Source organism: Variovorax palleresanus (assembly GCF_051144945.1).
Classification (GTDB): Bacteria; Pseudomonadota; Gammaproteobacteria; order Burkholderiales; family Burkholderiaceae_C; genus Variovorax; species Variovorax paradoxus_S.
Genome location: NZ_JBJNVP010000002.1, coordinates 2,892,786 through 2,919,010 on the forward strand (window position 1 = coordinate 2,892,786; position 26,225 = coordinate 2,919,010).

The 26,225-nt window shown below is 67.8% G+C and carries 26 protein-coding genes; 6 read left to right on the forward strand and 20 right to left on the reverse strand.

Features of this window, described 5'->3' with window-relative positions; translation table 11 throughout:
- Positions 1 to 26: 26 nt before the first annotated feature.
- The 11 genes from ilvD to hpaR all read right to left on the reverse strand — a co-directional run bounded on the left by ilvD (position 27) and on the right by hpaR (position 9,684).
- Entirely contained in the window at positions 27 to 1,763 is a 1,737-nt protein-coding gene (gene ilvD / locus ACJ7Z0_RS17550; protein WP_434790848.1) for a dihydroxy-acid dehydratase, read from the reverse strand.
- 20 nt (positions 1,764 to 1,783) lie between these two features.
- Entirely contained in the window at positions 1,784 to 2,605 is an 822-nt protein-coding gene (hpaI, locus tag ACJ7Z0_RS17555) for a 4-hydroxy-2-oxoheptanedioate aldolase (protein ID WP_434790849.1), read from the reverse strand.
- A 10-nt stretch (positions 2,606 to 2,615) separates the two neighbouring features.
- Complete coding sequence (gene hpaH, locus ACJ7Z0_RS17560; RefSeq protein WP_434790850.1) at positions 2,616 to 3,419, reverse strand: 2-oxo-hept-4-ene-1,7-dioate hydratase; 804 nt, start codon at positions 3,417 to 3,419, stop codon at positions 2,616 to 2,618.
- 10 nt (positions 3,420 to 3,429) lie between these two features.
- On the reverse strand, positions 3,430 to 3,837 hold the full coding sequence (locus ACJ7Z0_RS17565) for a 5-carboxymethyl-2-hydroxymuconate Delta-isomerase (RefSeq protein WP_434790851.1): 408 nt from the start codon (positions 3,835 to 3,837) through the stop codon (positions 3,430 to 3,432).
- A gap of 13 nt (positions 3,838 to 3,850) precedes the next feature.
- The gene (locus ACJ7Z0_RS17570; protein ID WP_434790852.1) at positions 3,851 to 4,678 is read right to left on the reverse strand and encodes a DODA-type extradiol aromatic ring-opening family dioxygenase; all 828 of its coding nucleotides are present in this window, start codon (positions 4,676 to 4,678) and stop codon (positions 3,851 to 3,853) included.
- Positions 4,675 to 5,010 (reverse strand): aromatic ring-opening dioxygenase subunit LigA, encoded by a 336-nt coding sequence (locus tag ACJ7Z0_RS17575; protein WP_434790853.1) that lies wholly within the window; start codon positions 5,008 to 5,010, stop codon positions 4,675 to 4,677. The genes ACJ7Z0_RS17570 and ACJ7Z0_RS17575 overlap by 4 nt, the downstream gene beginning before the upstream one ends.
- 327 nt (positions 5,011 to 5,337) lie before the next feature.
- Positions 5,338 to 6,801, reverse strand: a complete 1,464-nt coding sequence (gene hpaE / locus ACJ7Z0_RS17580) for a 5-carboxymethyl-2-hydroxymuconate semialdehyde dehydrogenase (RefSeq protein WP_434790854.1) — start codon at positions 6,799 to 6,801, stop codon at positions 5,338 to 5,340.
- Between the two features lie 15 nt (positions 6,802 to 6,816).
- Entirely contained in the window at positions 6,817 to 7,800 is a 984-nt protein-coding gene (locus tag ACJ7Z0_RS17585; protein WP_434790855.1) for a Bug family tripartite tricarboxylate transporter substrate binding protein, read from the reverse strand.
- A 44-nt stretch (positions 7,801 to 7,844) separates the two neighbouring features.
- Positions 7,845 to 8,615: a fumarylacetoacetate hydrolase family protein gene (locus ACJ7Z0_RS17590; protein WP_434790856.1), complete on the reverse strand. Its 771-nt coding sequence runs from the start codon at positions 8,613 to 8,615 to the stop codon at positions 7,845 to 7,847.
- Positions 8,612 to 9,253 (reverse strand): fumarylacetoacetate hydrolase family protein, encoded by a 642-nt coding sequence (locus ACJ7Z0_RS17595; RefSeq protein ID WP_434790857.1) that lies wholly within the window; start codon positions 9,251 to 9,253, stop codon positions 8,612 to 8,614. Before ACJ7Z0_RS17595 ends, ACJ7Z0_RS17590 begins: the two co-directional genes overlap by 4 nt.
- The gene (gene hpaR, locus ACJ7Z0_RS17600; protein ID WP_434790858.1) at positions 9,250 to 9,684 is read right to left on the reverse strand and encodes a homoprotocatechuate degradation operon regulator HpaR; all 435 of its coding nucleotides are present in this window, start codon (positions 9,682 to 9,684) and stop codon (positions 9,250 to 9,252) included. The genes ACJ7Z0_RS17595 and hpaR overlap by 4 nt, the downstream gene beginning before the upstream one ends.
- 99 nt (positions 9,685 to 9,783) lie before the next feature.
- On the opposite strand from hpaR, the gene radA reads away from it, so the two are divergent.
- Positions 9,784 to 11,175, forward strand: coding sequence for a DNA repair protein RadA (gene radA / locus ACJ7Z0_RS17605; protein ID WP_434790859.1), 1,392 nt, complete (start codon positions 9,784 to 9,786; stop codon positions 11,173 to 11,175).
- A gap of 54 nt (positions 11,176 to 11,229) precedes the next feature.
- Here radA and ACJ7Z0_RS17610 read toward each other — a convergent pair whose 3' ends face one another.
- The gene (locus tag ACJ7Z0_RS17610) at positions 11,230 to 11,685 is read right to left on the reverse strand and encodes a hypothetical protein (RefSeq protein ID WP_434790860.1); all 456 of its coding nucleotides are present in this window, start codon (positions 11,683 to 11,685) and stop codon (positions 11,230 to 11,232) included.
- 218 nt (positions 11,686 to 11,903) lie between these two features.
- Here ACJ7Z0_RS17610 and ACJ7Z0_RS17615 point away from each other — a divergent pair, with 218 nt between their 5' ends.
- A complete protein-coding gene (locus tag ACJ7Z0_RS17615) occupies positions 11,904 to 12,338 on the forward strand; it encodes a glycerate kinase (protein WP_434790861.1) in 435 nt (144 codons plus the stop codon).
- A gap of 28 nt (positions 12,339 to 12,366) precedes the next feature.
- Here the strand turns inward: ACJ7Z0_RS17615 and ACJ7Z0_RS17620 are convergent, their stop codons facing one another.
- Positions 12,367 to 13,380: a recombination-associated protein RdgC gene (locus ACJ7Z0_RS17620; protein WP_434790862.1), complete on the reverse strand. Its 1,014-nt coding sequence runs from the start codon at positions 13,378 to 13,380 to the stop codon at positions 12,367 to 12,369.
- A gap of 138 nt (positions 13,381 to 13,518) precedes the next feature.
- On the opposite strand from ACJ7Z0_RS17620, the gene ACJ7Z0_RS17625 reads away from it, so the two are divergent.
- Both ACJ7Z0_RS17625 and ACJ7Z0_RS17630 read left to right on the forward strand, forming a co-directional pair.
- Entirely contained in the window at positions 13,519 to 14,472 is a 954-nt protein-coding gene (locus ACJ7Z0_RS17625) for a branched-chain amino acid transaminase (protein ID WP_434790863.1), read from the forward strand.
- Positions 14,473 to 14,480: 8 nt separating this feature from the next.
- Positions 14,481 to 14,690, forward strand: a complete 210-nt coding sequence (locus ACJ7Z0_RS17630) for a zinc-finger domain-containing protein (protein WP_012745419.1) — start codon at positions 14,481 to 14,483, stop codon at positions 14,688 to 14,690.
- 101 nt (positions 14,691 to 14,791) lie between these two features.
- Here the strand turns inward: ACJ7Z0_RS17630 and ACJ7Z0_RS17635 are convergent, their stop codons facing one another.
- The 7 genes from ACJ7Z0_RS17635 to ACJ7Z0_RS17665 all read right to left on the reverse strand — a co-directional run bounded on the left by ACJ7Z0_RS17635 (position 14,792) and on the right by ACJ7Z0_RS17665 (position 23,302).
- A complete protein-coding gene (locus ACJ7Z0_RS17635; protein ID WP_434790864.1) occupies positions 14,792 to 16,054 on the reverse strand; it encodes an O-antigen ligase family protein in 1,263 nt (420 codons plus the stop codon).
- 59 nt (positions 16,055 to 16,113) lie between these two features.
- Positions 16,114 to 17,310 (reverse strand): ATP-binding protein, encoded by a 1,197-nt coding sequence (locus ACJ7Z0_RS17640; protein ID WP_434790865.1) that lies wholly within the window; start codon positions 17,308 to 17,310, stop codon positions 16,114 to 16,116.
- A gap of 4 nt (positions 17,311 to 17,314) precedes the next feature.
- Complete coding sequence (locus ACJ7Z0_RS17645) at positions 17,315 to 18,037, reverse strand: response regulator (protein ID WP_434790866.1); 723 nt, start codon at positions 18,035 to 18,037, stop codon at positions 17,315 to 17,317.
- Positions 18,034 to 19,740 (reverse strand): NAD(P)/FAD-dependent oxidoreductase, encoded by a 1,707-nt coding sequence (locus ACJ7Z0_RS17650; protein WP_434790867.1) that lies wholly within the window; start codon positions 19,738 to 19,740, stop codon positions 18,034 to 18,036. The genes ACJ7Z0_RS17645 and ACJ7Z0_RS17650 overlap by 4 nt, the downstream gene beginning before the upstream one ends.
- A gap of 6 nt (positions 19,741 to 19,746) precedes the next feature.
- Positions 19,747 to 20,592, reverse strand: coding sequence for a beta-ketoacyl synthase chain length factor (locus tag ACJ7Z0_RS17655; protein ID WP_434790868.1), 846 nt, complete (start codon positions 20,590 to 20,592; stop codon positions 19,747 to 19,749).
- On the reverse strand, positions 20,589 to 21,791 hold the full coding sequence (locus ACJ7Z0_RS17660; protein WP_434790869.1) for a beta-ketoacyl-[acyl-carrier-protein] synthase family protein: 1,203 nt from the start codon (positions 21,789 to 21,791) through the stop codon (positions 20,589 to 20,591). Before ACJ7Z0_RS17660 ends, ACJ7Z0_RS17655 begins: the two co-directional genes overlap by 4 nt.
- A gap of 143 nt (positions 21,792 to 21,934) precedes the next feature.
- Positions 21,935 to 23,302, reverse strand: coding sequence for an AmpG family muropeptide MFS transporter (locus ACJ7Z0_RS17665; RefSeq protein ID WP_434790870.1), 1,368 nt, complete (start codon positions 23,300 to 23,302; stop codon positions 21,935 to 21,937).
- 75 nt (positions 23,303 to 23,377) lie between these two features.
- On the opposite strand from ACJ7Z0_RS17665, the gene ACJ7Z0_RS17670 reads away from it, so the two are divergent.
- Both ACJ7Z0_RS17670 and atzF read left to right on the forward strand, forming a co-directional pair.
- Positions 23,378 to 24,241: a M48 family metallopeptidase gene (locus ACJ7Z0_RS17670; RefSeq protein WP_434790871.1), complete on the forward strand. Its 864-nt coding sequence runs from the start codon at positions 23,378 to 23,380 to the stop codon at positions 24,239 to 24,241.
- 257 nt (positions 24,242 to 24,498) lie between these two features.
- Entirely contained in the window at positions 24,499 to 26,211 is a 1,713-nt protein-coding gene (gene atzF, locus ACJ7Z0_RS17675; protein WP_434790872.1) for an allophanate hydrolase, read from the forward strand.
- Positions 26,212 to 26,225: the final 14 nt, after the last annotated feature.

Below are 26,225 nucleotides of genomic sequence, written 5' to 3' on the forward strand. Positions count from 1 at the left end.
TCCGGGTGTTGATAGTGATTTCACGGCTATGACTCGTCGCGCAGCCAGGTGACTGCGCCCGAATGGGTCACTGCGCCCTGGTAGGCGGGGCGCACGGTGAGGGCATATTTTTCCAGCAAGCCGCGGTGGGGCGCCCCCGCGTTTACCTGACGTTCGGAGAGCCGGCGCGCGATGTCTTCCGCCGTCAGTTCCACCGAAATGCTGCGCGCCTCGGCCCGCGCGTCGATGGCGACGATGTCGCCATCGCGCAGCGCCGCAATCGGTCCGCCGTCGGCTGCCTCGGGCCCCGCGTAGCCGATGCACAGGCCGCGCGTGGCGCCCGAAAAACGCCCGTCGGTCAGGAGTGCCACCTTGTCGCCCATGCCCTGGCCGTAGAGCAGGGCGGTGATGCCCAGCATCTCGCGCATGCCGGGGCTTCCCTTCGGGCCTTCGTTTCGGATCACGATCACGTCGCCGGCTTCGTAGCGGCGGTTCTGCACGGCCGCCTGGGCTTCTTCCTCGGACTCGAAGACGCGCGCCGGGCCGCGGTGCACCAGCGTCTGGAGGCCTGCGGTCTTGAGCAGCGCGCCGTCCGGGCAGAGGTTGCCCTTGAGCACCGCCAGGCCGCCGTCGCGCGTGATCGGGTTGCCGGCCGCGCGCACCACGCGGCCGTCGGGCGCGGCGGCACCGGCCAGCTCTTCGGCCATCGTGCGGCCGGTGAAGGTGAGCGCGTCGCCATGCAGAAAACCCTGCTCCATCAGCGTGCGAAGAATGACGCCCGCGCCGCCGATGTAGAACACGTCGCGCGCCAGATACTGCCCGCCCGGCCGCAGGTCGGCAATGAGCGGCGTGCGCGCGAAGATCTCGGCCACGTCGTCCAGGTGGAACCTGATGCCCGCCTCGTGCGCGATGGCCGGCAGGTGCAGCGCGGCGTTGGTCGAGCCGCCCGTGGCCGACACCACGGCGCAGGCGTTTTCAAGCGCCTTGCGCGTCACGATGTCGCGCGGCAAGGGGCTGTCGCCCATCACCGCCTTCATGAGGTTCTTCGCGGCGCGGCGCATCAGCGGCGCGCGTTCGCTGAACACCGCGGGCACCATGCTCGAGCCGATGGGCGCAAGGCCCAGTGCCTCCGACACCATGCCCATGGTGTTGGCCGTGAACTGGCCCGCGCAGGCGCCGGCAGTGGGCAGGCAGGCGCGGCTCATGGCGTCGAGTTCGTCGTGCGTGGCGGTGCCGGCCAGCACCTTGCCGATGGTCTCGTAGGTGTCGACCACGTTGAGGTCGCGCCCGTCGGGACCGGGCATCTGCCCCGGCAGCGCCGAGCCGCCATGCACGAACACGCTCGGCACGTTGCAGCGCACCATGCCCATCATCAAACCCGGCAGGTTCTTGTCGCAGGCGCCGATGGCAAAGATGCCATCCCATTGGTGGCCGCGCGTCGAGGCCTCGACGCTGTCGGCAATCAGCTCGCGCGAGATCAGCGAGAAGCGCATGCCCGAATGCGCCATGGTGAGCCCGTCGCTCACCGACACCACGGGGCATTCGTGCGGCGTGCCGCCTCCGGCATAGATGCCGGTCTTGGCGTGCTGCGCCTGCTCCCGCAGGTTGAGGTTGCAGGGGCTCATCTCGCCGCCGGTGTGGAACACGCCGATGTGCGGCCGAGCGATGTCCTCGTCGTCCTGGCCCAGCGCATGCAGAAAGCTGCGCGTGGTCGCGCGGATCGTGCCTTCGCGGATGGTGGCGGAGCGGAAGCGCTTGCTGTTCGGATCGGTCGGGGAGGTCATGACGCGGTGCGAAAAGAATTTCAGTAGCCGTTGGGCGTGACGGTGCCCGCGGCGTTCTTGTATTTCGCCGCCAGCTGCTTCGCCGCCGCCGTGAGCAGGATGGTGTCGACGCCCACCGCCACGAACTGCGCGCCCGCCGCGAGCCATTTGCGCGCCTGCTCCTCGGTGGTCGAGAGAATGCCCGGCGCCTTGCCGGCCTTGCGGATGCGTGCGATGGCGTCGGCGATCACGGCCTGCACCTCGGGGTGGTTCGGTTGGCCGACGAAACCCATCGACGCCGACAGGTCGGCCGGCCCGATGAACACGCCGTCCACACCCGGCGTGGCCGCGATGGCATCGAGGTTCTTCATTGCTTCGACGGTCTCGGCCTGCACCAGCAGGCAGGTCTGCGCATTGGCTTCGTGCAGGTAGCCGGGATAGGCCTGCCAGCGCGAGGCGCGCGCGAGAGCGCTGCCCATGCCGCGGATGCCTTCGGGCGGATAGCGCATGCCCTGCACCATTCGCGCCGCCTGTTCGGCGGTGTCGACCATCGGCACCAGGATGGTCTGCGCACCGATGTCCAGGTATTGCTTGAGCAGCGTGGTGTCGCCCACCGGAACCCGCACCACGGGGTGTGAGCGCTCGGCCTCGGGCTGTGCCGACCATGCGCTGGAGATGCCCTGCAGCTGCGCGAGCACCGAGCGCACGTCGTTGGGCGCGTGCTCGCCGTCGATCAGCAGCCAGTCGTAGCCGGTGCCGGCAAGAATCTCGGCCACGTAGCCGTCGGCCAGGCCGACCCAGAGGCCGATCTTCTGCTCGCCGGCCTGCATGGCCTGCTTGAAGGTGTTGAGCGGTGTTTGCATGGAAGGTCTTTCAGACAAAACGGAAGGCAATGCTGCCGAGCGGGCCGTAGTCGGCATGGAAGGTGTCGCCCGGCAGTGCGGTAGTCGGGCGGGTGAACGAGCCGCCGAGCACCACCTCGCCGGCTTCGAGGTGTTCGTCCCACGGCGCGAGCTTGTTCGCGAGCCAGGCCACGCCGGTGGCGGGGTGGTTGAGCACGGCCGCGGCCACGCCCGACTCCTCGATCACGCCGTTCTTGTAGAGCAGCGCGCTCACCCAGCGCAGGTCGACCGCGTCGGGCTTCACCGGCCGGCCGCCCATCACGATGCCGGCGTTGGCCGCGTTGTCGGCGATGGTGTCGAACACCTTGCGCGGCGCCTTGGTGTGGCGGTCGAACTGTTCGATGCGCGCATCGATGATTTCGATGGCGGGCACCACGTAGTCGGTGGCGGCCAGCACGTCGAAGATCGTCACGTTCGGGCCCTGTAGCTTCTTGCCGAGGATGAAGGCCAGCTCCACCTCGATGCGCGGCGCGATGAAACGCTTGAACGGAATGTCGCTGCCCTGCTCGAAGAACATGTCGTCGAGCAAGGTGCCGTAGTCGGGCTCGGTGATCTGGCTGGACAACTGCATGGCGCGCGAGGTGAGGCCGATCTTGTGGCCTTTCACGGTGCGGCCCTCGGCGATCTTGGCCTTGACCCATTCGCGCGAGATGGCATAGCCGTCTTCCAGCGTCATCTCGGGAAAGCGCTTGGAAAAGTGCTCGACCTGCACGCGCGATTTTTCGCTTTCGTGCAGCTCGGCCGCGAGCCTGGCAATGGTGTCGGCGGTGAGCATGGTTTCTTTACTACTGCTTGTTGAAGAGGGGATGCAGGTTGCTGTGCTTGCCGTCGTACACCTGGCCCGGACTTTCGTCGATCTGCAGCGTGATGCCGATATGGCGTTTGCTGAAGATGGGCTCGAAATGTGCGCGCACGTCCGCCAGCAGTTCGTCGCCGGCATTTTTCTTCACGGCCTCGGAGCGTCCGGCCGCCATGCGGATGTTGAGGTACACGAAGGCGTAGTCGGCCTTGCCGTCGGCCACCGCATGGTGCGCGGCCGGGTAGGCCAGCACGCGTGTGCCGCCGACGGGAAACACCGGCTGCCCGGCTTCGTCGCGCTGCCTCAGCATGGTGTCGGCCAGCGTGCGGCAAAGCGCCGTCATGTCGGTTTCGGCTTCGATGTTGGGCGTGTAGAGGATCACGAGGTGCGGCATGTGCGTGTTCCGTTCATTCGATCGACATCGTCGCGGCGGTGCATGTCACCGCGAAGATCGGTATGGCCTTCATGTGCAGGATCTCGCCCTTGCCGCGCGCGGCCGCGGCCACGCTCAGGAAGGTGCGGATCTCGAAGCCGCCCTGGCCGGCTTCACGGTAGGTGGCTTCGTCGTTGTAGTCGGCTTGCGAGAGCAGCGCCTCGCGGTCGTTGGCGCACCAGCGGCGCATGAACTCCGCGTCCCACTCGGCGTTGACCTTGCCCGAATCAGGCGTGGCCGGCCAGTGCGAGATGCCGCCCGTGCCCACCAGCGCAATGCGTTCGGGCGCCTTGTCGCAGGCGCGGCGCAATGCCTCGCCAAAGGCCCAGGCGCGGTGCAGCGGCGTGAGCGGCGGGCCCTGGCAGTTGATGTTCACGGGGATGACCGTGGTGTCGAACTTCGGCGTCAAGAAGTGGAGCGGCACCATGATGCCGTGGTCGAATTTCCATTCTTCCGCGTAGGCCACGTCCACGGTCTGCATCACCTCGCGGATGAGGCGCTGCGAAAGCGCCGCATCACCGGGCACCTTCGTCTTCTCAATGCCGAGCCACTTCGGGTCCTCGATCGGGCCTTCGTAGCTGTCGGCCATGCCCATTGCATACGCCGGCATGTTGTTCATGAAGAAGTTCGCGAAGTGCTCGGCCGCGACCACGATCACTGCATCGGGCTTCGTGGCGCGCATTGCTTCGCCGAAGCGATGGAACTGCGCGTGGAACTCGTCCTTCACCGCCGGATCGGCCAGGTGGGCGCGGCCGGTGATGCCGGGGGCGTGGCTGCAAACGCCTGCGAATACGAGACTCATACGCCTGCCACCTTTTCGTCTGTGCCCGTTGTCATGGCATAAATTCCTGCACGCACCGGACCGTACTTGCGCACGCCTTCGCGCATGGCTTCGAGGTAGTCGGCCCATGCGATGCCGAGCAGTGGTGCGAAGTGCATCAGCAGTTGTCCGTTGCAGCCCAGTACGTACAGCTTGCCGATGTCGCCCTTGTCGATGGCTTCGCGCTCTTCGTCGTTGAGGTCATAGGCAGCCAGCAACTCGACACGTGTTTCACCGCCTTCGGCGTAGCGGCGCTGCGCGTTGGCATCGCGGTTGAGGGCGAACAGAAATTTCTGCATGGCGTAGAGGCTCATTGCAGTGACCTTGTATCTTTGTTCAGGGCGCGTGCAAAGGCCACCGGGTACTCCCCTCCGCGAATGTCCCCCGGCCTGCGGCCTCCTCCTTTATTTCGCTGCGGGGAGCACCCGGCGCCCTGTGCCCACCGGGCGCTGTCGTTGTGCTGGCTGATCAACGACCGCTCTGCCCAACGATCCCGTCGATGGGGTGCCTTGCGCAGCGAAATAAAGGAGGAGGCCGCAGGCCGGGGGACATTCGCGGAGCAAGGTACCCCGTCGGCGGGAGCGCCCCACGAACAAAGCACCGAATCCACAGCGCGTTGAACAGAAAACCGGGGACTCATCTCACACCCCCCAATGCGGAATGTGATGCGAACCCATCGAAACCGCAACGTTTTTCGGCTCGCAAAACACTTCGTAGCTCCAAGTGCCGCCTTCGCGACCTGTGCCCGAGGCTTTGGTGCCGCCGAAGGGCTGACGCAGGTCCCGCACGTTCTGGCTGTTGACAAAGCACATGCCAGCTTCCACCGCGGCCGCCACGCGGTGCGCGCGGCCGATGTTCTCGGTCCACACGTAACTCGAGAGGCCGTACTCGATGTCGTTCGCAAGGCGGATCGCATCGGCCTCGTCCTTGAACGGAATCAGGCAGGCCACCGGACCGAAGATTTCCTCTTGTGCAATCCGCATGCGGTTGTCGACATCGGCGAACACCGTCGGCATCACGTAGTTGCCGCGCCGAACGCGCTCGGGCAGGTTGCCCGGAACCTCGAGTCCGCCGCACAGCAGCGTGGCGCCTTCCTTCGGGCCCAGCTCGATGTAGCTGCGCACCTTGGCCAGGTGCGCCTGCGAAATCATCGGCCCGACGATGGTCTTCTCGTCGAGCGGATCGCCCACCGTGATGCGCTTGGCGCGCTCGGCGAACTTCGCTGCAAAGTCCGCGTAGATCGACTGCTGCACCAGGATGCGCGAGCCGGCGGTGCAGCGCTCGCCGTTGTTGCTGAAGATCATGAACACCGCCGCGTCGAGCGCACGGTCCAGGTCGGCGTCGTCGAAGATCACGAACGGACTCTTGCCGCCCAGTTCCATGCTGAACTTCTTCAGGCCCGCGCTCTTCACGATGCGGTTGCCCGTGGCGGTGGAGCCGGTGAACGAGATCGCGCGCACGTCGGGGTGCGCAACCAGCGGCTCGCCGGCCTCCTTGCCGTAGCCGTGCACCAGGTTCAGCACGCCCGGCGGAATGCCCGCTTCGAGCGCGAGCTCGCCCAGGCGCGCGGCCGTGAGCGGCGAGAGCTCGCTCATCTTCAGCACCGCGGTATTGCCGAAGGCGAGGCAGGGCGCGACCTTCCAGGTGGCAGTCATGAAGGGCACGTTCCACGGGCTGATCAGCGCGCACACGCCCACCGGATGGAACAGCGTGTAGTTCAGGTGCGTGGGCGTGGGGTAGGTGTGGCCGTCGACGCGCGTGCACATCTCGGCGAAGTAATAGAAGTTGTCGGCTGCGCGCGGAATCAGCTGCTTGCCGGTCTGCGCGATCACCTGGCCGCAGTCGTCGGTCTCGGTCCGCGCGATCTCGGGCAAGTGCTTCGCGATCAGCTCGCCGAGCTTGCGGACCAGCTTGGCGCGTTCGGTCGCGGGCATGCCGGCCCACTTGGGAAAGGCCTCCTTGGCGGCGGCCACGGCCGCGTTCACTTCGGCTTCGCCGCCGGAGGCCACCTCGGCCAGCACCTCTTGCGTGGCGGGGTTGACGGTCTCGAAGTAGTCGGTACCGGCGACGCTCTTGCCGCCGATGAGGTGATGAATCTGTTGCATGGGGTCCCCTGAGGGTCAGTCGAGTTTGATGTCGCGGGCCTTGATCAAGGCATGCCACTTCTTGCGCTCCGCATCGACGAAGCGCGTCATCTCCGCGCCGTCGGCGGGGCGTGCCTCCCAGCCCGCGTCGTAGAGCTTCTGGCGCACGCCGGCATCGGCCATGGTCTTCTGCAGGTCGGCGCCGAGCCGGGCCTGCACCTCCTTCGGCGTGGCAGCCGGCACCACGAGCCCTTGCCAGGTGTAGGCCTCGACGCCCGCGTAGCCCAGCTCCTTCGCGGTCGGCACGTTGGGCAGCTGCGGGATGCGTTCGGCGCCCATGGTCATGAGCGGCACCACCTTGCCGGCCTTGACCGCGCTCACGCCGCTGGGCAGGTCGAGCATCATCAGCGGCACCTGCCCGCCCATCAGGTCTTGCAGCGCGGGCGCGCCACCCTTGTAGGGCACGTGCAGCATCGAGACGCCGGCTTCGCGCTGGAACAATTCGAGCGCCAGGTGATGCGGGCTGCCGGTGCCCGGCGTGGCGATGCTGTACTTGCCCGGCGATGCCTTCAGGGCGGCGATCAGTGCCTTGGCGTCGGCCAGGCCGGCGTTGGGTGCGGCCGTGATGACGAGTGTCGAGCGGCCCATCATGCCCACGGTCGCGAAGTCTTTCTCCGCGTCGTAGGGCAGCTTCTTGTAGAGCGCGGGGTTGTACACCAGCACGCCGTTGTCGGCCGAGAACACGGTGTAGCCGTCGCCGGGCGAGCGCGCCACGTTCTCCGACGCGATGATGGCGCCCGCGCCGGGGCGGTTGTCCACCAGCACCGGCTGGCCCAGCTGCTGCGAAAGCTGCGCGCCGGCGGTGCGCGCGAGAAAGTCGGTGCCGCCGCCCGCGGGATAACCGACCACCCAGCGCACGGGCTTGGCGGGGAAGGCCTGGGCCTGTGCGTGGGGTGCGAAGGTGGCGGTGGCGAAAGCCACCAGGGCCGCCGCGAGCGCTAGCTTGTTCCTGGTCGTCATGGGGTTTGTCTCTTCTGTCGTTGGTATGGAAAAGCAGTGCGGCGCTAGGTGCCCTCGATGGTGTTGACCAGCGCGCCGATGCGCTCGATCTCGGTCACCACCACGTCGCCGGGCCGGCAATCGACCACGCCATCGGGGGTGCCCGTCAGGATCAGGTCGCCGGGCGACAGCGTCATGAAGCGGCTGAAATACTCGATGAGAAAGGGCGCGTCGAAGATCATGTCGCGCGTGTTGCCCTGCTGCGTGACAGTGCCGTTCACCGTGGTCTTGAGCGCGAGCGCCATCGGGTCGGGCACATCGGCCGCGTCGACGAACCAGGGTCCGAGCGGCGTGCAGGTGTCGCGGTTCTTCACGCGCAGGTTGGGGCGGTACCAGTTCTCCAGGTAGTCGCGAATGGCGTAGTCGTTGGCCACGGTGTAGCCGCCGATGAAGTCGTAGGCGTCATCGCGCTTCACGCGGCGCGCCGTCTTGCCGACGACGATGGCGAGCTCGCATTCGTAGTGCATGAACTGCACGCCGGCCGGGCGGTGCGTGCGCTGGCGGTGGCCGGTCAGCGTGCTCTGGCCCTTGACGAACGCGAGCGGTTCCTCGGGCGCCTTGAACTCCAGTTCCTTGGCGTGGTCGGCGTAGTTGAGGCCGAGCGCGAGGATGGTGCGCGGACGCACGGTCGGCGCGAGCGGCGGCAGCCATGTGAGCTGCTCCTGCGGCACGATGCGGCCGTCTTCCAGGCGCACGGCGGCATCTTGTTCGCCATTGAATTCGTGCGCGATGCCGGTGTGTTCGCGGCCTTCGTAAATGACACGTGCGTGCTTCATGCGGCCACCTCCTGCACCAGCGTGTTGGCCAGGGTCTCGAACCCCGGCGCGGAGATCTCGATGCGGTCGCCCGCGCGGGCCAGCGGCCGGCCGGCGTCGCAGCCCAGCATCAGCACGTCGCCGTGCGCGAGCGTCATGAAGTCGCCGACGTCGGCCAGCAGCTGCTGCGCCGGACGCACGAGCTGCGAAAAATCGATCGACTGCTTCAGCGTACCGTTGATGCGCACCTCGACGCGAAAGCCCGCGGGGTCGGCCACCTCCTGCGCGTCGCGCAGCACCGGACCGATGCCGAGGAACCCGTCCACGCACTTGAACTTCACGGGAGGGCGGAAGAAGCTCGCATGCGGAATCGAGAGATCGTTCATCAGCACGAAGCCTTCCACGTCGCCCTCGGCGCCGATCACCATGCCGATGCTGGCGCCGATCTCCACTTCGGGTACGGACGAAGGCACAGCGATGGCGCTGCCGTGCGGGCTCCAGGTGTTGGCGGTCTTCACGTAGAGCACCGGCGCTTTCGGCGGCGCCTTGTAGGGCGGCTCTGCCATCTGCGGCGCGAGCGCGTCGAACTCGGCGCGAAAGTTCAGCAGCGTGCCGTACACGGTGCCTGTCGGAAGGTAATGCGGGGCGCCGCTGCTCATGAGGGCTGCTCCAGTGCAATGAGTTCGTCGAGCAGCCCGTAGAGCTGCGTGAGCTTGGCCTTGCCGAGCGACTTTTCCATCCAGTTGTAGTGCGCCTCGATGCTGGTCGACAGGCGCTTCACCAGCTTCATGCCATGCGCCGTGGCTTCGACCACGGTGCGGCGCTGGTCCTCGGGGTCGCGGCTGCGCGTGATGAGCTTGTCGCGCTCCATGCGTGCGAGCACGCCGGTGAGGCTGGGGCCGAGGATGAAGGCCTCGCGCGCCACGTGGCCGGTTTCGACCGCGCCGTGCTCGCCGAGCACGCGCAGCACGCGCCATTGCTGGTCGGACAGCGCGTGCTCGCGCAGGCTGGGCCGCGTGTGGGCCATCACGGCTTCGCGGGCCTGCAGCAGCAGGCGCGGCAGATTGCGGTGAGTGAAGGTGGTGCTCAAAAGCTGTGTCTCGCTGAATTAGTTAACATGTTAAATGATTTGGAATTTCTTTCCTAGCCGTTTTCCATCAGGGTTTGTGCGGACACCTAAACTCCCCGCATGGCCAAGGAAAAAACACTATTTGTCTGCAGCGAATGCGGCGGCACCAGCCCCAAGTGGCTCGGCAAATGCCCGAGCTGCGGCGCTTGGAACACACTCATCGAGCAGGTCGCGGGCAGCAGCAGCGGCCCGGCCAACAACCGCTTCGGCACGCAATACACCTCGCTCGCGGGCGCGTCCGAACTCGCCACGCTGTCGGAAATAGAAGCAACCGACATCGAGCGCACGCCCACCGGCCTGGAAGAACTCGACCGCGTGCTGGGCGGCGGCATCGTGTCGGGCGGCGTCACGCTCATCGGCGGCGATCCGGGCATCGGCAAGTCGACCTTGCTGCTGCAGGCGGTCGATGCGCTGCAGCGCGCGGGGCAGAACGCGCTCTACGTCACCGGCGAGGAAAGCGGCGCGCAGGTGGCGCTGCGCTCGCGGCGGCTCGGCCTCGACCATTCGCAGGTGCAGGTGCTGGCCGAGATCCAGCTCGAGAAGATCATCGCCACGCTCGACGCCACGCGACCGGCCATCGCGGTGATCGATTCGATCCAGACGGTGTACTCCGACCAGCTCACCTCCGCACCGGGCTCGGTGGCGCAGGTGCGCGAATGCGCGGCCCACCTCACGCGCTTTGCCAAGACCAGCGGCACGGCCGTGGTGCTGGTGGGCCACGTCACGAAAGAGGGCGCGCTCGCCGGCCCGCGCGTGCTCGAGCACATGGTCGACACGGTGCTGTACTTCGAGGGCGACACGCATTCGAGCTTCCGCCTCGTGCGCGCCATCAAGAATCGCTTTGGCGCCGTGAACGAGATCGGCGTGTTCGCCATGACCGAGCGCGGCCTGAAGGGCGTGGCCAATCCGAGCGCGATCTTCCTGAGCCAGCATGCCGAGCCGGTGCCCGGCAGCGTGGTGCTGGTGACGCTCGAAGGCACGCGGCCGATGCTGGTGGAAATCCAGGCGCTGGTCGACAACGGCGGACCGAGCCCGCGCCGCCTCTCGGTGGGGCTGGACCGCGACCGCCTTGCCATGCTGCTGGCCGTGCTGCACCGCCACGCGGGCGTGGCCTGCATGGACCAGGACGTGTTCGTCAACGCCGTGGGCGGTGTGCGCATCAGCGAACCGGCGGCCGACCTGGCCGTGATGCTGGCCATCACCTCGAGCCTGCGCGGCAAGCCGCTGCCCAAGGGCTTCATCGCATTCGGCGAAGTGGGCCTGGCGGGCGAGGTGCGCCCCGCGCCGCGCGGGCAGGAGCGCCTGCGCGAAGCCGCCAAGCTCGGCTTCAGCGTGGCCGTGGTGCCCAAGGCCAATGCGCCGCGCAAGGGATCGAAAGAGATCGAGGGCCTGACCATCCACGCCGTCGACCGCATCGAAGAGGCGATGGACGTGGTCCGCCGCCTCGATTGAATTCACTGCGGGAAAAAATGCCCGGCGCACCACTGGCGCGCCGGGCCACCCTCCCTACCCCCCGATGTGCATCGTGAACGCCGGTCCGCCGTTGAGCACGCATTGGCCGCTGCCCAACGTGGCCGAGTTCATCGTGTACTGGCAACTCAGGTTGCCGCCGCGATTGCCGCTGGCGTTCGCCAGGCCGGCACCTCGCGAGCCCGCAACCCGGGTCGCCTCTCCCTGATACAGCTCCCCACCGATCTGCGCATTGAAATGGCCGCGGCCGTTCATGTCGTTGGTCACCGTGCCCGAGACGGTTCCGTAGCGCGCCGCTTCGGCGTTCGACGGATACAGCCGCGCACTGAAGCTCTGCGCCACCGGACCCGGTGCAACGGCGTAAGCCTGCGAGGCCGGCGCCGCGGGTGCGGGTTGTCCGAGTGGCACCACGTAGCAACCGCTGAGGACGGTGGCCGTGAGCGTGGCGGCGAGGGTGAGACGAATGAAGCTGGCAGGACGCGGACTATTCATACGCTTTTCAGTGGCCCGGGCAAATGCCCGTGCGGTGAAATGTGCCGGCTGGCGTCACCGGGCCGCGTGCTTTTCGCAATGAGTACCGCGCCGCGCGCCCGGCGGTAGCCACGGCCGCTACTGCCGCCTGCCTTGCCGGTGCGGCAAGAAAAGCGCCCTCGATCCGGATGCGAACTTTCGAATGACGCCGGCGAGGCGAGGATCGCCGGGCGGCGACAATGCGCCCCATGAATTTTCAGAAACTGCTGGTGCCCGTGGGCGGCATCGTTCTTCTCGGGCTCGCGTGGCGTAGCTACGGCTGGGCCGGCGTGGCGCTGACTGGCGGCGCGATCGTGATGTTTTTGCTGCTGCACTTCAACCGCGCGATGCAGGTGCTCAAGCGGGCGGCCGACCGGCCCGTGGGTTATGTCGCCAGCGCGGTGATGCTGAACGCCAGGCTCAAGAAGGGCGCCACCTTGATGCACGTCATTGCGATGACGCGCGCGCTCGGCGAGCTGCGTTCGCCCAAGGACGAACAGCCCGAGCTCTACCGCTGGACCGATACGGGCGGCTCGTATGTCGACGCCGTGTTCAACGGCGGCAAGCTGCAGAGCTGGACGCTGACGCGGCCCGAGGCGGCGCCCGAAGAAGAAACAGAAACGCCGGCGAGCTGATCAGGCAAGCCGGGCGGGGCGCCTTCCTTCAGAACGGCGCGTCTTCTTCTTCCTCGACGGCGTCGGCCGGCGTCGAGGTGGTGGGTGCGGCGGCGGCAGGTGCTGCCGCCGGCTTCGCGGTTTCGTCCGTCGGAGCGCCCGAGAATGCCGCTTCGCCGCCCAGCGCGTCGAGCAGCGCCGGCACCAGCTGGCCGAGTTCGCCGGTGGCAATGGCCACGTCGGCGTCGAAGTTGTCTTCCTTCTTGCCACCCGAGGCACCATCGCCCGTGCCTTCGAGGAACACGATCTTGCGGATCAGCATGCCGTGCGTCAGCTCGAAGGACACGCGGTCGTCCCACGTGAGCGCCAGGCGCGTGGGGCGCTTGCCGTCGGTGATGTGCTTTTGCACTTCCTCGATGTCGAGCGGGTGCTTGGCGTAGCGCACCACGGCCTTGGAATCGTCCGAGGCCTTGAGCTCGCACTCGCGGTCGATGGTGAAGCCGGCCGGTGGCTCCTGCGTGAGCAGCCAGTTGGCCATGGCCGCGGCCGGTTCGATCTGCGTGTTGATGAGGGCCACCGCAAAGCCGTCGAGCGACTTCACGAGGCTGGTGACCACTTCGTCGGCGCGGGCGGCATTGGCGCTGTTGATCACGAGGCGGCGCTCGGCCTGGTCGATCCACACGGCCACGCGGGCGCTGCGCGTGAAGGCCATTGGCAGCAGCTCGAGGGTGATGTCTTCCTTGAGCTCCTTCTTTTCCTTCTTGCCGGGCTTGCGGCCGGTGGTGGCCTCGATTTGCGCGCAGCGCTCGTCGAGCTTGCGACGCACCACGGAGCCGGGGACGGCCTTGCTCTCGATCATGTATTCGACCAGCCACTGGCCGCCGATGGATTCGGCCAGGGGGCCGTTGGCCTCGCCGCGGGGCTCGACCCAGCCGGCGGACTTTTCCTGCGAGGGGCCGCAGGGCTCGAAGCGCTGCTTGCCGAGACCTTCTTCCACCTCGGTCAATGTTTGGGACCAGGCAGGTTCGATGCGATAGACGATGACGTTCTTGAATACGGACACGGAAACCCTTTTTCCACTGGTTTGGACAACCGGCCATTGTCGGGCACCCCGTTCCGGGGTCGGCCGTAAAATCGCAAGCTTTTGCGACTTCCTCTCCGTCGCACCCCCACACCGCTTCCCAAACAAAGGAATCAGGAAATGAGCTCGATCCCCCCCTCGCTGGACGACCGTGACGGCAAGATCTGGATGGACGGCGAACTCGTGGACTGGCGCGACGCCAAGATCCACGTGCTGAGCCACACGCTGCACTACGGCTGCGGCGCCTTCGAGGGCGTGCGCGCCTACAAGACGGCAGATGGCGGCACGTCCATCTTTCGCCTGGCCGAGCACACCGAGCGCCTGTTCAACAGCGCCAAGATCCTGCGCATGAAGATTCCCTTCACGCCAGAACAGCTGAATGAAGCCCAGAAGCAGGTCGTGCGCGAGAACAAGCTCGAAAGCTGCTACCTGCGCCCGCTGATCTGGATCGGCTCCGAAAAGCTGGGCGTGAGCCCCAAGGGCAACCGGGTCCACGCCATGGTCGCGGCCTGGTCCTGGGGTGCCTACCTGGGCGAAGAGGGCATGCGGCGCGGCATCCGCGTGAAGACCTCCAGCTACACCCGCCACCACGTCAACATCACCATGACGCAGGCCAAGTCGGTGAGCAACTACACCAACTCCATCCTCGCCAACATGGAAGCGCTGGACGACGGCTACGACGAAGCGCTGCTGCTCGACGCGAGCGGCTTCGTCTCCGAAGGCGCGGGCGAGAACATCTTCGTGATCAAGGGCGGCGTGGTCTACACGCCCGACCTGTCGGCCGGCGCGCTCAACGGCATCACGCGCAACACCATCCTGCACGTGTGCAAGGATCTGGGCATCGAACTCGTGCAAAAGCGCATCACGCGCGACGAGGTCTACATTTCCGACGAAGCCTTCTTCACCGGCACCGCCGCCGAAGTGACACCCATTCGCGAACTCGACCGCGTCGAGATCGGCAACCGCGGCGACGGCGGCTCGCGCGGCCCGATCACCGAGAAGATCCAGGCGGCCTTCTTCGACATCGTGAACGGCAAGAATCCCAAGTACGCCCACTGGCTCACGAAAGTCTGAGAAAACCCATGCCTACCAACGCAGTCGTCGAACTCCTGGCCAGGGAGCTCAACCATCAGGGCGGCGTGTTCTGCCCTAGCCCCAAGGCGGACATGAAGCTCTGGGACACCCACCCCAAGGTCTACCTGGACGTGGCACGCACCGGTGAAGCCAAGTGCCCGTACTGCGGCACCGTCTATCGCCTGAAGGCGGGCGAGACGGTCTCGTCCCGGCATTGACCGTTCGCGGCCTGCTGGGCCGTTTCGGCGCCGGCTACCGGCTGTTGCGGGTCGTCCGGCAATTCGCGGCGGCCGAAGCCAGGCACAGCAGCCGTCGTTAGCTAGCTGGCTTGCGGCGGGGCCTCATCGAGCGCCGCTGCGATGTGGCGGCTCGGCCACAGGTCGCGCCAGGGCTGGGCATCCCGCGGTTCCTGCGCGAGCCGCAGGTAGACCATCGCGATCCACAGCAGCGCCAGGCCGATCTGCGCGTCGCGCATCGCCGAGTTCACGCTCGACGCGATCAGCGCGATCAACGTGGCGGCGAGCGCGTAGCGGCCCGCGATGTCGGGCCTTTTCCATGCCTGCCAGACGGCGCCGACCATGATGACCAACAGGCTTAGCAAGGCCGGCAGCCCCCCCTGCGCGCCGACCCACAGGAAGTCGTTGTGCGGCATGTTCGAATCGGCGAAGAGCACCGGGCCGCGCTTGTGCCACTGGTCGGTCCAGCCGCCGATGCCCCAGCCGGTGAGCGGCCGGTCGGCGATCATGAGGCCGGTGTCGCGGTACATGTAGTAGCGGATGACCCAGCTGCCCTTGAAGATCTCGCCGGCCTGCGCCTTCTCGATTTCCTCGACGCCGGTCTCGACCTTGTGCTGGAGCTGCGGCAACTGATAGAGCCCGGCCGCCAGCACCACGGCACCCAGCAACAGCGCGCTCACCAGCATCTTGAGGTGGCTGCGCCATTGGTGGATGCACACCACCGGAATCACCAGCATCAGGGCGAGCACCGAGGTGCGCGAGGTCAGCGGCAGCGCCACCACCAGGCCCAGCCCGAGCACCAGCATGAAGGCGGGGACGGCACGCAGCGGCCTGTGCGCGGCGATCTGCGCAATGCCCCACACGGCGGCCGTGGACGCCACCACGCTGAAAAGCAGCGCGTTGCTGATCGACTTGTTGCCCACTTCCATGACCACCGCGCGCAGCGGCGACCAGATCGGAAAGCCGAAGGCGTAGTGGGCCACGATCAGCAGCACGTTCAGCGCTGCGATCAGCAGGAAGCCGCGCAGCGCCCAGATCGCTTCCTCGCGGGTGAGCGCCATGGCCATCAAGATGGTGAGGCCGATGCGCAGCCCGTGGAACAGGTTCGAGCCCGTCTCGGGGTAGTGCGGGCCAATGGCCAGCACGATGAAGGTCCAGGCCAGGTACGCCACCATCGGCCACCACAGCGGGTTGGCACGAAGCCGCGCATAGCGTTCACGGTAGCCGCCGGCCAGCCCCATGGTGGCGAGCAGCAGCAGGGCCGCAAGGTAGGTGACGCCGACGGGCATGAACACCACCAGCCCCCAGAACATGGCCGCGGGCCTGACGATGTGCGATCTCTGCATAGGGGCGGGATTTTAGGTGGGCCCCGCTGGCCCAACCTGACTGGGCGCCCGTCGCCCGGTCAGCTGCCGCTGGCCACCGGCAGCCGGATGACGAAGCTGGCGCCGCCGCCCGGCCGCTCTTCGCAGCGCACGCTGCCGCCGTGGCGCTCGGCAATCGACTTCACCAGCGCCAGCCCGAGGCCGACGCCGCCGTTGCGCTCGCTGGCGCCGGGCAGCCGGTAGAAGGGCTCGAAGATGCGTTCGCGCAAGGCCGCCGGCACGCCGGGGCCTCGGTCGTTCACGCGCACGGTGGCAAAGCCGTTGGCGCTGCCGAGCTCGACCGAGATTTCGCCGGCGCCATAGCGGCGTGCGTTCTCGAGCAGGTTGCGGATCGCGCGGCGCAGCAGGCGCGAGACGCCGGGCACGGTGAGCTTGGCGTTGTCGGTGCCTTCCACCAGGTCGAGCTCGGCATCCACCTGCGAGCACTCCTCGGCCGCGAGCCCGGTGAGGTCGACCGCCTCGATGGTGCCCATGTCGGCCTCGCTGGCGTCGAGCCGGCTGGCCAGCAGGATCTCGTCGATGAGCTGGTCCAGCTCGCCGATGTTGCGAGAGATCTCGTCGCGCGCTGCGGGGCTCGGGCGCTCGCCCATCAGCTCCAGGCCCATGCGGATGCGGGTGAGTGGCGAGCGCAGCTCGTGCGATGCGTTGGCCAGCAACGATTTGTGCGAGCGCACCAGTTTTTCGATGCGTTCGGCCGATGCGTTGAAACGTTTGGAGAGATCAGCCACTTCGTCCTGCCCTTCTTCGGTCACGCGCACCGAGAGATCGCCTTCCCCCCAGCGTTGCACGCCGCGCTGCAATGTTTCCAGCCGCTGGGTAAGCCGCCGCACGATGGGGTACACGCCCAGGGCCACGGCAATGCCCACGAGCGCGATCATCCAGCCCAGCCCGAAAGGCGTGCGCCAGGGCGCGAACCCGCCGGTGCCCGAGGGGCGGTCGCGCGGCGCCACGCGCAGCGTGATGGCCTTGCCGTCGGCGAGCGTCACGTCGAACTCCAGGCCCTGGCCCGGCACCCGCAGGGCCTTGCCGCTGCCGATGGGTCGGTCCTGCGCGTCGAGCACCACCACGTTGCGCGGCACCGGTGCCAGGCGCTCGCGCTCGGCCTCCGCCGCCTCGCGCACGATCCAGTTGGCCATCAGCGTGAGGATGACGACGCCGCCCACCACCGCGAGCCAGATGCGCACGTAGAGGTGGCGCGAATACAAATTGCGAAGCATCAAATCAATCTTGCTGCTTGGCGAAGACGTAGCCCACGCCGCGCACGGTGAGGATGCGCTTCGGGTTCTTGGCGTCGACTTCGATCGCGGCGCGGATGCGGCCCATGTGCACGTCGATCGAGCGGTCGAAGGCTTCGAGCTCGCGGCCGCGCACCGCTTCCATGATCTGGTCGCGCGTGAGCACGCGGCCCGCGCGCTCGGCCATGGCCACCAGCAGGTCGAACTGGTAGGAGGTGAGGTCGGCCAGCGCGCCGCCCACCGCCACGGTGCGTGCGTTGCGGTCGATCTCGAGCGTGCCGAAGCGCATCACCGTGCTGGCTTCGGTGTCGGCGTTGTTCTCGCTGCGCCGGCGCAGCACCGCGCGGATGCGGGCCAGCAGCTCACGCGGCTCGAAGGGCTTGGGCAGGTAGTCGTCGGCGCCGATTTCCAGGCCGATGATGCGGTCCATCGGGTCGCCCTTGGCGGTGAGCATCAGCACCGACACCTTCGAGGCGGGCGCGGGCAACGAACGGATGCGGCGGCAGATCTCGAGGCCGTCGGTGTCGGGCAGCATCAGGTCGAGGATCACCAGGTCGGGCGCGTGCTGCTGCAGCTGCTCGAGGCCGCTGGCGCCGTCGCCGGCATGCGAGAAGAGGAATCCCGACTGCGTCAGGTATTCGCCCACCATGTGTGCCAGGCGGGCGTCGTCTTCGATCATCAGGAGTTGGGGGGTGCTCATGCGCTTCATGGTCGTCCACGGGGGGCAACGGGGCTTGAACGCTCCGTAAAGTTGGGTAAACCAGGCGTCCGGATGTCAACCCGGGGTGCCGCGAAAAGCATGGCGCCGACCGGTGCGTCGGCCGGCGGCGTGGTCATGCTTTCTTCGAGGATGGCGGGAAGGTTGCAGCCGGCCAGTTCCGCATTGTCCGCGCGCGCCCGCGCCAGGATTTCGCCGGCCAGCTGGTGCAGCTGAAAGGTCGAAGCCCGGATGCGCGCCTTGAAGGCGGCGTCATCCAGGCGCTGGTCCTTGAGGCTGCGGTTGAGTTCGGCGAACCACGGCATGGCGGCCTGATCGAGCATGACCGGGGCGTTGCGCCGGGGGCTGGCGGCGGACCATGCGCGCAGCAGTTGCTGCACCGCCAGGTTCAGGCGCTGGCAGTGCTGCAACTCTTCCTTCAGGCTGCCCAGCAGCATCAGGTCGGTGAGCCGCTGCTGAAAGAAGATCTGCGAGAGCACGCCCCAGTAGTAGGCGTAGTCCCAGATCACTTTCACCGGCAGCACCTCGGGGTCGCCGAACAGCGGGTACTGGTCCTGGTAGAGCGCCAGCGTGCTTTCGTAGAAGGAGTGGTAGATCTGGTCGTAGAGCTGCGCGCGCGCTTCGAGCGAGCGGCCCGCGCGGTCGTGCGCCACCAGGTCGGTGATGTAGGTGTTGCTGATCGCGATGAAGTCGCTGCCGGGCGAATAGAAGGGGTCGAGAAACAGCCCCGCCTCGCCCGTCAACGCCCACCGCTGGCCCGAGAACACCTGCTTGCAGCCGTGCGAAAAGTGCTTGAGGAAGGCAAAGTCCTGCAAGAGGTGCCGCTTGCCGTCGAGCGCGTCGTACAGCCTCGGCTGGTAGGTGGCAAACCACTGCATGGCTTTTTCGAAGGTGTCGATGGTGTCGAGCGGATGCAGCTTCGGGTCGGCCACGATGCCCACCGAGTGCGAGCCCGAAGCCAGCGGAATCAGCCAGGCCCAGTAGCCGGCACCCACCAGGTGGTTGGTCGAAAGCCAGCGCGCCTGAGGGTCGCAGCGCCCGCGCCAGGCCGTGTCGTCGCTCCATTCGTCGATGGAAATGCGCTCGCCGATGCGAAACCACACGGCGTTCACCTCGTGCGCGTTGGCCTCGGCGAGCCCGAGCTTGCGCTTGAGCAGGCCGGCGCGCCCGCAGGCATCGATCAGCCAGCGCGCCTCGGCGCTGTGGGTTTCGTTGCCGCGCGACCACTCCAGGCGGTGCGGCGCATCGGCGCCCTGGGCCAGATCGACGCGGCGCACCAGCGCGGCATCGTCGAAGCGCACGCCGCGCCGCACGGCCTCCTGGGCAAGGTAGTTCTCGAAGATGCCGCGGTCGATCTGGTAGCTGGGAACGGCCAGGTAGCGGCTGGCGCCGATCTCGGTCACCTGGTCGATGTCGCGCCGGCCTTCGCTGAAGAAGAAGCGGAAGCCGAACTTGCGCAGCTGCGCGCTGTCCATGTGGGGCTTGAGGCCCAGCACCGTGTCGAAGTAGTGCGCGCCGATCTCCACCGACGATTCGCCCACCTTGTGGGCCGCGTGCGGCACCGGATGGCTGCGCCGTTCCAGCACCAGCACGTCGATGTCATCGAAGCGCTGCTTCAACTGCAGGGCCAGGGTCAGCCCCGCGAGCCCGCCGCCCATGATCACTGCGTCATATCGTTGCGCAGTGCCGGTCATGGAGCTTCAGTCCCGGATCGGCCGCAGTTGCAGCCGCAGTGAAAGGGTGGAAGAAGACAGCGGCAGTTCGAGCGCCGGCGGGTCGGCCTCCACGCGCGCCAGCGATTCGAACAGGCCGAGCGCATGGGCCATCGGATTGATGTGCACCAGCGTTTTCGCGGCATCGGAAGAAAGGGGCGCCGGCACAGCGGCGCCGCCGCTTTCCTGCAGCGACCAATCGAGAGCCGCCACGGTGCGCGCCGTGCGCTCGGGCGCGATCACCAGCGCCACGGCCAGGAGGCCCTGGCTGTCGGTCACCGAGGTCAGCGCGCCCACGGTGGGCGTGTCGTAGCCCACCAGCAGCACCGGCGACTGGTCGGCCGCGCATTGCACCGCCGCTTCGAGCAGGCCGGCGGCAAAGCTGTTTTCGTAGGCCGAGATGGAGTTGCTGGCCGCCATGCAGCCGGTGCCGATGGTCCAGTAGCCCACGGCCGCGTTGTGCACCGAGTTGTGAAAGCGCGTCGGCGACAGCACCGTGGGGTCGGTGGCCAGCGTGCTGCACATGTAGTCGTTGATCGAGAGATCCCCATGCGCCGACACGAACACGCAGGGCACGTCGGCGGCGTTGCGGCCCGAGCCGGCCATCGATGCGGCGGCCACCTCGAGCGCGAGGGCCACGGTGTCGGGCGCGCGGCGGCGCTCGGCCGGCGCCAGCACCTGCGGCGACGGGCGCTTGGCGGGCGGGTCGGCCAGCGCGCCTTCGCCACGGAAGGCGGCGCGGGCGGCGTCCCAGCCCGGCAGGGTGGGCGTCCAGAAGGCCGGGCCTTCGATGTAGAGAGTGGGCGGCTTCGGGGCCTGGCGGGTGGCGGTCATGGGGCGGCCTTGCCGAACACCAGCGAGCAGTTGTTGCCGCCGAAACCGAAGGAATTGGTCAGCGCGTAGCGCACCTCGCCATGCGCAGGCTGCAGCCTGATCTGCGGCCCGAAGCCCGCGTCGAGCTGGTTGGTGTTCACGGTGCCCGGCATCAGGCCGCGCTCGATCGCCAGCAGGCTGATCACCGATTCGACGATGCCCGCCGCGCCCAGCGTGTGGCCCATGAAGCCCTTGGTCGAGCTGGCATGGGTGCGCGCCGGAAAGCGCCGCGCCACCAGTGCGCCTTCGACCTCGTCGTTCTTCTGGCTCGCCGTGCCGTGCATGTTGATGTAGTCGATGGCGTCGGGCGCCAGTCCCGCGCGCGCCAGCGCCTCGTCGAGCGCGCGTTCGGCGCCCAGGCCTTCGGGATGCGGCGTCGACATGTGGTGCGCATCGCTGGCTTCGCCGTAGCCGAGCAGCCGCAACGGCGCGCCGGCCTCGTCCTGCACGCGCTCCACCAGCGCAAAGCCGGCCGCCTCGCCGAGGCTGATGCCCTTGCGGCCGGCGTCGAAGGGCCGGCACGGTTCGTTCGAGACCAGCTCGAGCGAGTTGAAGCCGAACAGCACGCTGCCGCACAGCGTGTCGACCCCGCCCACCACCGCGGCGTCGGCCAGCCCGAGGCGGATCAGCCGCTCGGCCGAGGCAAACACCTTGGCGCTCGACGAGCAGGCGGTGGAAATCGTCTCGCTGGGCCCGGTGAGCCCGAGCACTTGCTGCACGAACATGGCCAGCGAATGCGGCGTATGCACCGCCGCCCGGCGCTGGTTCTGGGGAAAGAGGCCATCGGCATCGAGCTGCGTATAGGCCAGCTCCGTTTCGCCGATGCTGGACGTCGAGGTGCCCAGGATCAGCGCGATGCGCGAGGCGCCGTACCTGGCCCGCGCGGCGGCCACGGCTTCGAGGAACCCGTCCGCATGCAGGCCCAGCCAGGCGAGCCGGTTGTTGCGGCAGTCCCAGGAAGCCAGCGCTTCCGGCAGGCGGATGTCTTCGAGCCCGTCGACGCGGCCGATCCACGTGGGCAGCGGCGCATCGCCGAAATCGTTGGCGCGCAGGCCGCTGCGCGAGTGAGCGAGTGCCTCGGCGAGCGGCTCCTTGCCGACGCCGACGGCCGAAGTGGCCGTGAAGGCGCTGATCTGAAGAGGAGAAATGCGGGGCGGCACGTTGCTTGTGGGTTGGCAGGCAGAAGGTGAAAACGCTTTTGTATCAGCGAGGCGAAAGGTAACCGGAAAGGTAAACGAATTGTGAAAGCCTACCAGTTGAGCGGGCCGGGCCGCGTCAGCTCTTTTCCTATAAGGCCCGTGCTCTATTGACGCTCGGCGGGGCCTGTGGTCGTGGTGATGCGGGCGGCCAGCGCCACCAGCAGCAGCACCGGCACGCCCAGGAGGGCGGTGGCGGTGAAGAACTGGGCGTAGCCGTAGGCGTCGACAAACACGCCCGAGTAGCCGGCAATGAACTTCGGCAGCAGCAGCATCAGCGAGCTGAACAGGGCGTACTGCGTGGCCGAGTAGCTGATGTTCGTGAGGCTCGACAGGTAGGCGATGAACGCTGCCGAGGCGATGCCGCCCGCCAGGTTGTCGGCCGACACCACCGCGATCAGCGCCGTCAGGTCATGCCCGCGCGAGGCCAGCCAGGCAAAGAGCAGGTTGCTCGCGGCGCTGAGCACCGCGCCCAGCATCAGCACCCGCATCACGCCCAGGCGCATCGACAGCACGCCGCCCACGAAGGCGCCTGCCAGCGTCATGACCACGCCGTAGATCTTGCTGACCGTGGCCACTTCGTCCTTGGTGAAGCCCATGTCCACGTAGAACGGGTTGGCCATGATGCCCATCACCACGTCGCTGATGCGGTAGATCGCAATCAGCGAGAGGATCAGCGCGGCCTGCCACTTGTAGCGGCGAATGAAATCGGCAAAGGGCTCTATCAGCACGCTTTGCAGCCATTCGGTGGCGTTCTTCGCCTTGGGCAGCACGCGCCGCACGGGCTCGGGCGACAGCAGCACCGTGAGCACGCCGACCGCCATCGAGGCCGCCATCACCAAGTAGGCCGTTTTCCAGGCGCCGTTCTGGTAGGCCGCCGCGCCGGTGACGGCCGCGGCCGGAGCCACCTCGGCCCAGGCCGCGACCCACAGCACGCCGGCGCCGGCCCAGATCATCGCGAGCCGGTAGCCGGTTTGATAGGCAGCCGCGAGCGCGGCCTGCTTGCGGGTTTCGGCCGATTCGATGCGGAAAGCGTCGAGCGCGATGTCCTGCGTGGCCGAGCCGAAGGCCACCAGCAGCGCGCACCAGATCAGCGGCACGAGACCCTGGCGCGGATCGTTCAGCGCCATGCCGATCAGCCCCGCGATCACCACCCCCTGCGCCAGCAGCAGCCAGCCGCGCCGGCGCCCGAGCAGCGTGGTCAGCGGCGGCAGCGGCAGCCGGTCGACCAGCGGCGCCCAGACCCACTTGAAGCCGTAGGCCAGGCCGACCCAGCTCAGGTAGCCGATGGTGGTGCGGTCGATACCCGCCTCGCGCAGGCGAAAACTCAGCGTGCCCAGCACCAGCAGCAGCGGCAGCCCGGCGGAAAAGCCGAGCGCCAGCATGCGCAGCGTGGCGGGCTCGAGGTAGACCTTCAGCGCGTCGCGCCAGGGCAGGGAGGGGGCGGTGGAAGTTTCGGCGGGCTGGGCAGACATGAGCCCCGGATTGTCCATGAGGGTGCGCTTGGCGCCGAGCGGTCTTTTTGCCGCGTTTGTTCCTATGATCCGCGCATGTGCACACGATGCGAGTCCTTCGTTTCTTCCGCGGCTTTGGCCTCCCGCTCCTCGGCCTGGCAGCCGCGGCGGGCTTTTCTGCTTGCGGCGGCCGGCGCGGTGCTGACCGGCCCGGCGCTGGCGCAGGTGAACGTGGGCAATGCGTCGATGGCGCGCAACCTGGTGCCGGCCGACCGCATCGAGGCCGCCGGCGTGCAGCAGTACGGCCAGTTGCTCGAAAAGGCGCGCGCCAAGGGGGCGCTCGCCGGCGACGGCAACGCGCAGCTGCAGCGGCTGCGCACCATCGCGAACCGCCTGATTCCCTTCGCCACGCCGTGGAACACGCGGGCGCGCCAGTGGAAATGGGAGGTCAACCTCATCGGCAGCAAGCAGATCAACGCCTTCTGCATGCCCGGCGGCAAGATCGCTTTCTTCACCGGCATTCTGGAGCAGCTCAAGCTCAGCGAAGACGAGGTTGCGATGGTGATGGGGCATGAAATGGCCCATGCGCTGCGCGAGCATGCGCGTGCCCGCCTGGCCAAGAGCGCCGGCACCGGCGCCGCGCTCTCCATCGGTGCGCAGCTGCTGGGCCTCGGCCAGATGGGCGATCTGGCGGCCCGTGCCGGCACGCAGCTGCTCACGCTGAAGTTCAGCCGCAGCGACGAGACCGAGGCCGATCTCGTCGGCCTGGAGCTCGCGGCCCGCGCGGGCTACGACCCCCAGTCCTCGGTGTCGCTCTGGAAGAAGATGGCCGCGGCCTCCAAGAACCAGGGCGGGCTGAGTTTCCTGTCCACCCACCCGAGCGGACCGGACCGCATCCAGCAGCTCGAAGCCAATCTGCCGAAGGTGGAAAAGCTCTACCGCGAAGCCAAGCGAGGCTGAGGTGTGAGCCCCACCTCTTCTGGAAGAGGGCGCGGCTGATTGTCTGACTCCCTCTCCCTCTGGGAGAGGGCTGGGGTGAGGGCGGCGGCCGTCACATCTGAGCCGCGCTTCGTCGGGGCACGGAGCCACGGAGCCCTCACCCCAACCCTCTCCCGGAGGGAGAGGGGGCAAAACCCCAACCACGACTTGTGAAGGACGATCCCGATCCTCCTGGCACATTGCTTGCATCTCGACTTGTACACAAGTTTGGATGCCTTATGATGGTGCATGAAAAAAACGGATCGGCTGCTGCGGCGTGGATCGCACGCTTCGCGCAACCCGTGCCCGGTGCGGACACCGGCAGCGGCCCGCTCGCCGGCCTGCGCTTTGCCGTCAAGGACAACATCGACGTGGCCGGCGTGCCCACCACGGCGGCCTGTCCGGCCTTCGACCGCAGGCCCTCGGCACACGCGGCGGCGGTGCAGAAACTGCTCGATGCCGGTGCATCGCTGCTTGGCAAGACCAACCTCGACCAGTTCGCCTGCGGCCTGAACGGCACCCGCTCTCCCTATGGCGAAGTGCCCAATGCCTTCGATCCGCGTTATGTCTCGGGCGGCTCCAGCTCGGGTTCGGCCTATGTGGTGGCCGCCGGCGAGGTCGATTTCGCGCTCGGCACCGACACCGCAGGCTCGGGCCGGGTGCCCGCCGGGCTCAACAACATCGTCGGCATCAAGCCCTCGCGCGGCTTGCTGAGCGCCTTTGGCGTGGTGCCTGCCGCCCAGAGTGCGGACTGCGTGTCGATCTTCGCGCGCACCGTGGCCCTGGCCGTCGACGTGCTCCTGGCGGCCGCCGGGCCCGACGCGCGCGACCCCTATTCGAGGGGGCTTGCGCTGCGCAGCGATCCGTTCCCCTCGGCCTTCCGGTTCGGCGTGCCCGACACCCTGAGCTTCTTCGGCGACGGCGTGGCCGAAGAGGCCTTTCGCGATGCACAGGCCCGGCTCGTTGCCCTCGGCGGCACGGCCGTGACGATCCCATATGCACCGCTGGCCGAGGCCGCCGCGCTGCTCTACGAAAGCGCGCTGGTGGCCGAGCGCTATGCCGCGGTGCGCGAGTTCTTCGATGCGCACGGCTCCCAGGTGATCGAACCGGTGCGCGGCATTCTCGAGAGCGGCCGCGGCTACGACGCCGCCGACGTGTTCGAGGCGCAAACCCGGCTGCGCGCGCTCGCGCGGCAGGCCGAACCGATGTGGCGCGGCATCGACGTGCTGCTGGTGCCGACCGCGCCCACGCACTACACGCGCGAACAGATGCGCGCCGACCCGGTCGTGCTCAATCGCAACCTGGGCGCGTACACCAACTTCGTCAATCTGCTCGACTATGCCGCGATCTCGGTGCCCAGCGCCATTCGCGCCGACGGCCTGCCCTTCGGCATCACGCTGATCGGCCCTTGCGGCAGCGATCTCGCGCTGGCCGATCTGGGCCAGCGCTATCACCACGCCACCGGCCTTTCGCAGGGCGCCACGGGGTTGCCGCTGCCTGAGCCCAAGCCCGTGCCTGGCCTGGGTGCTCCGGCGGCGCAGACCATGCCGATCGCCGTCGTCGGCGCGCATCTTTCGGGCATGCCGCTCAACGCGCAGCTCACCGAACGCGGCGCCACGCTGCTGCGCGCCACCACCACCTCGCCGCGCTACCGCCTGCATGCCTTGCCGGGCACCGTGCCGCCCAAGCCGGGGCTGCAACGCAGCGCCGGCGGCGGAACGGCCATTGCGCTCGAAGTGTGGTGCGTTCCGCTCGCGCAGGTCGGCAGCTTCCTGGCGCTGATTCCGCCGCCGCTGGGCCTGGGCAGCGTCGAGCTTGCCGACGGCAACTGGGTGCACGGCTTCATCTGCGAAGGCCACGCACTGGCCGATGCGGAAGACGTGAGCCACCACGGCGGCTGGCGCGCCTACATCGCGAGCCGCACCGCTTCTTCCCAAGCCATTCCAACCTGACCGATCGAGGAGTC